Source organism: Magnetococcales bacterium, assembly GCA_015228815.1.
In the GTDB taxonomy this organism is placed as follows: Bacteria; Pseudomonadota; Magnetococcia; order Magnetococcales; family UBA8363; genus UBA8363.
On record JADGCV010000083.1, the window covers coordinates 1 to 6909 of the forward strand.

The following is a 6909-nucleotide window of genomic DNA, read 5'->3' on the forward strand; positions in this document are numbered from 1 at the left end:
TCCAAAATCTGGCAGGGTGAACCAATCGGAAGGGGCACTCTGGAATTCCAATAATTTGGTGTTGTGTCCCCGGAATTCCGCAAACCTTTTTGGTGCGTGGGGACAGGGTGTGAGCGGCAGGGTTGATTCACCGGATCCATTCTACGTGTACCAGCCCTTGAGCAACCAGTGGATCCAGTTCGTGGTGATCAGCACTGACCAGTTTGAAACTTCTGGTTTCGGCGATACCCAAGGCGATGGCATCCGCCAGGGAAAGTTTTCCCCGTGCTTTCCATTGGGCCGAAGCCATCATTTCTGATTCAGTCATGGACCACAAGATTTCAATACCTGCGGAGCGAACCAGTCTCAGGACCATCCCTGCGGCGTCTCCCTGCCGGTTGCGCCTCACAGCGTCGTAAGCGACTTCCAGAACATTGACAGCACTCATGAACATCGGAGATCCACAGCCGAGCAAGGAATCCACCCTATCGGCTCCTGGTTCGTCGTTCAACAAGGCCAACAGAGCGCAGGCATCCAGGAGGTATCCCTTCATCATCAGCGTTCCAACGCAACTTCAGCGTTTTTGGCCGCAATAAATTCATCGACGCTGGACAACATGCCTTTCATGGCTCCACGAACACGTTGCGGTGCCATAGGAAATGTCCCCTTTGGCAGACGCAATATCACCAAGTGTTCCGCCTCTTCAAAGACGACTGGCTCCAGGGGTTTGATCGCACCGTTGGTACAAACCGCTTCGATGGCTTTAATCATGGCTTCAAGGCAGACCCTATGTTTGACCGGTGGTCCTTCGGGATGAAAAGACGATGGTAGATGGAATCGTGGTCGGTCATGCACAAAAGGATATTCCATGAACGGTGGCAAAAGCACGAAAAAAAGTGTCAACCTGCACCCGGCACGGCAGAGAAGAAGCAAGACCGACGGAACGCTCCCGTCAGTTCGCGTGTTGCGGAACTGACGGGAGGATCCATTAAGAAGGTGGGATCAGTGAACCATTTCGGTGTAGGACGCTTTTTGCAGCATTGGATTTTGTTGCGCCGCTTCGATCTGGTTGACTTTGTGTTGGATCGTGGAAATTTGTGCCAAAGTTTGTTGCAGCATGGCGGTCAAGGCTTGAATTTCCCTGCTCTGTTTTTGGAGGATCTCCTCCTGAGCCTTGATGGTCTTCTGCTGCTCCTGTACCACCTTGGTGACCACGGCAACGGTATCCATGGGAGAAAGTCCTTTCCTGTCCTTGGCGGCAACCAATTCCGGCACATCCTCGGCAATGAAACCTACATGCTGATCGTCGGGTTCGTTTTTGTAGGTAAACGTCACCGGGTTTAACTGCAAAAGGGCCGTCCGAGCCGATTCCAACGACAGTTCGGTAATATTATCTTTATATTCCCTGCTGGAGGCATTAGTCCATGTCCCACCCGTAGTCACATATGCACCACTGGCCATGTGGAGGGGATAAGAGGGCGTATGAGTGCCAATGCCTACATATCCATTCGTTTTTATTGTCACTTGATGATCATATGAATCATTCGGACCAAGCACGAGGCCGTAGCCATTCGGGGCGTTACTCGAAACATGAAAATAATTGTCCGAAGACCAAGTCAAATGTCCCGCTTCCCCGACGAATCCCCAATTATTTTCTGTGCCGTAGGATGGACCAATAGCGATATCTCCTTTAAAATAAGCACTACTTTCTACGTGGAGCAATCTTTTTGGGTCTGTTGTCCCGATACCCACTTTTCCACTTGCAGAAACCAGAACTCGGGAAGTTGGCCATCCCGGTTGATTGGGTGTCACTTGAACGATTGCTAAAGGTTGTCCACCATAGAAAATTTGATTGTATTGCTCTGTTGTGTTTGTTTTAAGCTGAGTTGCTCCAATTTGCATGCCCATCAGAGATGTCTCTGACCCCGTTTGTGTTCCACTGGACATTGAGTAATCTGAACTGAGATGTATACCCGGCTCGGATCCAGCAGAGAGTATACGTTTGCTTACTGTACTACCAAGACCTGTCTGCGCTGCAACAATAAAAGGATTGCCATTGGTTGCTATCTGCATTATTGATTGTGAATTTGATAAGCCAACACCCATCCTGGAGTTTGCTGAATCAATATTGATCATGGTGCCAATTTTGTTCACCTGACTGTAAACAGTATCAAAGTTTGAATTTACCTGCGCGGAACTGATTACCGAACCGGATGCAAATGTATTGGGTTTTGTAATACTCTCAGCAAAGGAATAGCCGCATCCAAGGGTCACGATGGCAACAGCAACCATTTTGAACATGTTCTTCATCTTTTTTACCCCCATGCAATAAATAAAGTCAGTTTTTACCAGCAAGGCCGTCGTATGTTTCAACAGCAATTGATAAGAGTACACATCAAATCCAAACCCCCATATCCCAAACAGTCCGATCCCAAACAGAACCTTCGCCAGCATCATCATCCGTCACTTGCGCAATGCCTGTATCATCTTCGATCACGGCACCGGAAACGGTATGGAGCAGCAGTTTGAAAGATTCGTTACCCTCGTCAGAATTGTCTGCAACCAGCGGTACTGAAACCGTTTTACTGGTCTCGCCCGGATTGAACGTGATCGTACCGTTGGTAAACGTATAGTCGGCCCCCATGGTTGCGGTGTCGTCGCCCGTGTTGAACTGTACCGAGATGGGGCGTGTGCTGGGATAATCCAGGGTGAGGGTGAACACGGCCTGGACGGTTCCGCCATCCCCTTCGGCCACTGTGACATCACCTACCCGAAGTTTCCGGTTGGCCGCAATATCTTCGGGAGGGTTGACCGCGATCGAAACGGTAATCGGTGCGGAATCGGAAAGACCATCGTTGATCTTGTAGGTGAAGGAGTCGGTCCCATGCACGCCGGTGTTGGGGGTGTAGGTGTAGGCGCCCGTCGCCGGATCGGTGATGGCAAGTACCCCGTGGGCGGGTTGCGTGATGATCTGATACGACGTCGGCCCGCCATCGGCATCGGCCATGGCCAGGGATCCGGTGAAGATTTGACCGATGGTCATCGCCATGGAACCGGGATCCCACCGGTCCGTGTCCCAAACTGCTTGATCCCACAATGCGCCTCCGATCGGAACCGGGGGTGGATTGAGGATGCGCATGGAGACCATGAAGGGGGCGGTCTCCCCGATGCCATCATGGACGGCAAAGGAAAAAAGGTCGTCGCCGACCGTTCCGGGATTGGGACGGTAGGTGAAGGCCCCGGTCCGGGGATCGGTGATGGTGGCGGTCCCTTTCTCGCCATTGACGACAATCCGAAAGGTCAGATTGGTTTCTCCCTCTTCATCCCGGATCGGCAAAAGTCCGGTATACACCTTGCCAACCTCGACCGTCGGTTGTTCCGTGAAGGGGACGAATTCAGGGAGGCGATTGACCGCCTGCAACATGACCGTCGTCCGCTCCTGAATGACCGCTTGTTGGACCGTCGCCTGGGCCAGAATGTTTTCGCTGTGTGGGGAGAGTTGACTTGCCAGCGTCTCCAACGTTGTTTCCCCACCCGTGGCCGCCGTGCCGCGCACGTTGTTCACCAATTCGTCCCTCGCAGCTTCATTCAATTGGGTCCCGACGATGGCAGCGACGTTACCGGTGGTTAACATCAGATTTTCCAGCGACACATCCCTGGAACTGGATAACGCCTGGGTGGTTTGTTCCAAAGTATTGGCGCTGGTGCGAACCGAATTGAGAATCGTGTTGGTATCCTGTCCCTCACTACCCCGGGCTACCTCCGCCATCGCCGTCAAAGGCGAGGCAATGGTTTCCCGTACCTGGGCCAGACTGCCACCCCGTTCCAATACGGCGCCCGCCATGGTCGCGGCAGTCTCCGTGATGTCCCGGGCGGCTTCCTGCATCACAACGCCCCCGGAGGCCAGCGTATTTTGCACCTGGGCAAACACCACTTCCATCGCCTCGCCATCCAGCCCTGCCGCTGCCAAACCCTGGGTCACCTCGGCCAGGGAAATCCCCTGTTCCTCCAGAGTGCGAAACGAGGTTTCCATGTTGGTCCGGGAAGTTTCCGCCGTCGCAGCGGCTTCCTGTTGCAACCGGGTCAGGGTTTCGGCATCGATGGAACCGGTCAGGGTCGCCGTCTTTTTCAATTCCGTGATGGCACTGGCGGCGGCATTGGCGGCCAGGACCTGAAGGTTGCTCCCCTGGTAATCGGACGATTGTCCCACTTTCTCGACCAACGCCGGTCCGACGGCCCGGGCCAGATTGGTTGCGACATTCATGGCACTTTCGGGCAAATCATCGCCCGTCAGATCGATGTTTTCAAGCTCATCGAACAACTGTCCGGCCATCGCCTCCGCCAGGACCGCCTGCTTGTCGGCATCGAGCGCCGTCGCCTGGGCATGGAGGATGGCGGTGTTGTCCACCACCAGTCGGGCCATGTTGGTCAACACCTTGACCGCCGCCCCCGAAAAAGCGGCGGCATCCACCGTCAGGTCATAGTTTTTGAACGTTTCGGACGCCTGGGTGACCAGAGCGCTCGCCATGGAGTTCAATACATCGTCATCCATGGCATCCGCATCCTGATCCGCCGCCATTTCCACCAGGGCCGAATCCAGAGCGGTGGCGGTGTTCCTGGCGGCGTTTTCCGCCTTGCCCAGTTTTTCCTTCTGTGCGTCGGTCATGGCGGAACGGTCCACCGCCAGATCACTCAGATAGGTGGTCAGAGAACTGGCGATCCCCTTGCCCATGTTGGTGGCAACCAACAGTTTTTCCTTGTCATCCAGTTTGCTCTTGTCCTTGCCTGATTTCAGCGAATTGGACACCGCCTGGGAGACGATCTCGCCAAAGTTTTTGACCTGGGTCCCCAGGGTCGCGACGTTCGCCCCCGACTGGGTCAGATCCACCGTGGTGGTATTGATCAGATCCGACATCTGTTCCCGGGTGGCGGTCAGGATCAGGGACAGGTTTTCCCCACCCTGGTCGGTCTTGCCGATGGCGATCAAAGGTCCCTTGACCAGTGCCATGCTGTTGCTCACCACATTGGTCAAGGCATCGCCACCGGTCACCCCTTTTTTCTCGACGATCCTGGCCACCGTCACCGCCGCCGATTCGACGATGGCCTCCAAAGATGCCCGCTTTTGGCTGTCGGAGCCGGTCAATTCACTGTTGGCGCTGGTGAAGACCTCCTCGAACGTTTTGGCAAAGGTTTCGGTATTGGCCAGGATCATCGAGGTATCCGCCCCGGAGACCGCTTCCGCCTGGATCATGGTTTTGACATCACCGGAGGGGCGTCCCTGGGAAACCAGTTCTCCCGCGAGTCGCGCCTGAAAAGCAGGCGTTGACATCAAGTTTTTGGCGACGGAAGAATCCTTGGTATTGGTGGCGCTGGCCAGAAGATCTTCCGGTTTGCGCGTCGGATCCAGCCCCGCCAGAGTATCGATCAAGGTATCGGCCAACCCGCCCGCTTTGGGATCACTGGCGGTCCTGGCCTTGAACGGCTTGCCCGCGAACGTGTCATAGTCGATGGCACTGCCGAAGGCGGTCTGGACGACGGTCTTGGCCTGTTTGGCAAAACCGTTGTCCCCGTCACTCACATCCAAACGGGCGAGTGAACCCCCGGTCGGAATCATCCGGGTGGCGATGGTCTGGGTGATGGGATTGATGTTGGTCGTGGCACTGGTCCCCGGTTGAACGGGAATGATGGAACGCAACACCTCCTTGCCGTTGGATCGGGTGACGCTCATCATCGCCGGAAAGGCAAACCCGGACGGAAAGGCAAACCCGGCATACTGCCCGTTGGCGTCGGTCGTCCCCACATCGACCGTGACCCCGGTCGTTGACTGAACCGTCACTTTGGCATTGGCCATGGCCAAACCATCCGCCACCGTGCCGGAAAGGGTAACGACCGAGGTTCCGGCACCACCGCCCCCGCCACCTCCGCCGCAACCTGCCGCAAACAAGGCCAACGTCGCCGCGGCGCCCAGACCGAGTATTCTTTTGGATTTCACGGCCCCTCCACTTCCCCCAGGCAACCTGCATCACGGTTGTGTAATGCTTGCAAAAAAAACATCATCAGGAACAGCTCGTTGCTCCAAAATAAGTGCAGTTTACCCCCCCCCGGCAAAAATCAAGCAAATTTTGCAGATTTATGGAACTATTTTTCAGGATGACGATGGCATCCTGGCATGAAGTTTTCCGGGTTGATTCAGTTCGTGTGCGGCATTACGGCGGTCGGCCCACATTTTTGCTTTTGGGCGACGTATCTTGATGTTGGGGATGCGACGGTCCAGACACTGCCTTGAAGTTTTGGGTATGGAAAAAACAGATTGGAGCGAAACTGGGTTTGACAGGAAAACGGCGAAAGACGAAAATTCCAAGGGCGAGGACCCAACGGAACGGAAGGTTCGGATTCTTGGGAAAAGCAACGTCATCCTCACATGTCATGCCCTTTCGGGCAATGCCCACGCCGCCGGTCGCCATCACCCGACCGATACCAAGACCGTACCTACCTCTACATCACCAAGGCGATGGACTATTTTGACCACTTTCCCGACCCCGAAACAACCGCCCATGTCTATTGTTTGTAAACCAAGGGTCAGTCAGAAACGATGCGTTGGACCCTATCATGGTTTTGAATGAAGATTATCTGAAGCTCGTTATGGAAAAATATTTGGCTCATTACCATCATTTGCGCGCCCACTTTGGCTTGCAAAGGGATTCCCGGAGCATCGGCCAATCCAGACGAAAGATTTTGGAAAGACCGTAAAAAATCCGGCACTTTGGCAGCTTGCACCACCAGTGCCTGCGAAAAACAGTCTGGCGTTGGGCCGAAAAGACGATGGTAGATGGAATCGTGATCAGTCATATTTTGGATCTTCGAACACATCCCCCAATGACCGGGCCTCAAAGATTCTGAGGCTCCACGCTTCCAGAATCGCTGGATCGG

5 protein-coding genes are annotated in these 6909 nt (G+C 54.5%); all 5 read right to left on the bottom strand.

Going from position 1 to position 6909, the window contains the following annotated elements; translation table 11 throughout:
• Positions 1-127 precede the first annotated feature (127 nt).
• Complete coding sequence (locus HQL76_17880; GenBank protein ID MBF0111038.1) at positions 128-535, bottom strand: PIN domain-containing protein; 408 nt, start codon at positions 533-535, stop codon at positions 128-130.
• The gene (locus HQL76_17885; protein ID MBF0111039.1) at positions 535-750 is read right to left on the bottom strand and encodes an antitoxin family protein; all 216 of its coding nucleotides are present in this window, start codon (positions 748-750) and stop codon (positions 535-537) included. The genes HQL76_17880 and HQL76_17885 overlap by 1 nt, the downstream gene beginning before the upstream one ends.
• A 231-nt stretch (positions 751-981) precedes the next feature.
• Positions 982-2439, bottom strand: coding sequence for a tail fiber domain-containing protein (locus HQL76_17890; protein MBF0111040.1), 1458 nt, complete (start codon positions 2437-2439; stop codon positions 982-984).
• Positions 2375-5971, bottom strand: coding sequence for a cadherin-like domain-containing protein (locus tag HQL76_17895; protein ID MBF0111041.1), 3597 nt, complete (start codon positions 5969-5971; stop codon positions 2375-2377). The genes HQL76_17890 and HQL76_17895 overlap by 65 nt, the downstream gene beginning before the upstream one ends.
• 587 nt (positions 5972-6558) lie before the next feature.
• Positions 6559-6828, bottom strand: coding sequence for a hypothetical protein (locus HQL76_17900; GenBank protein MBF0111042.1), 270 nt, complete (start codon positions 6826-6828; stop codon positions 6559-6561).
• Positions 6829-6909: the final 81 nt, after the last annotated feature.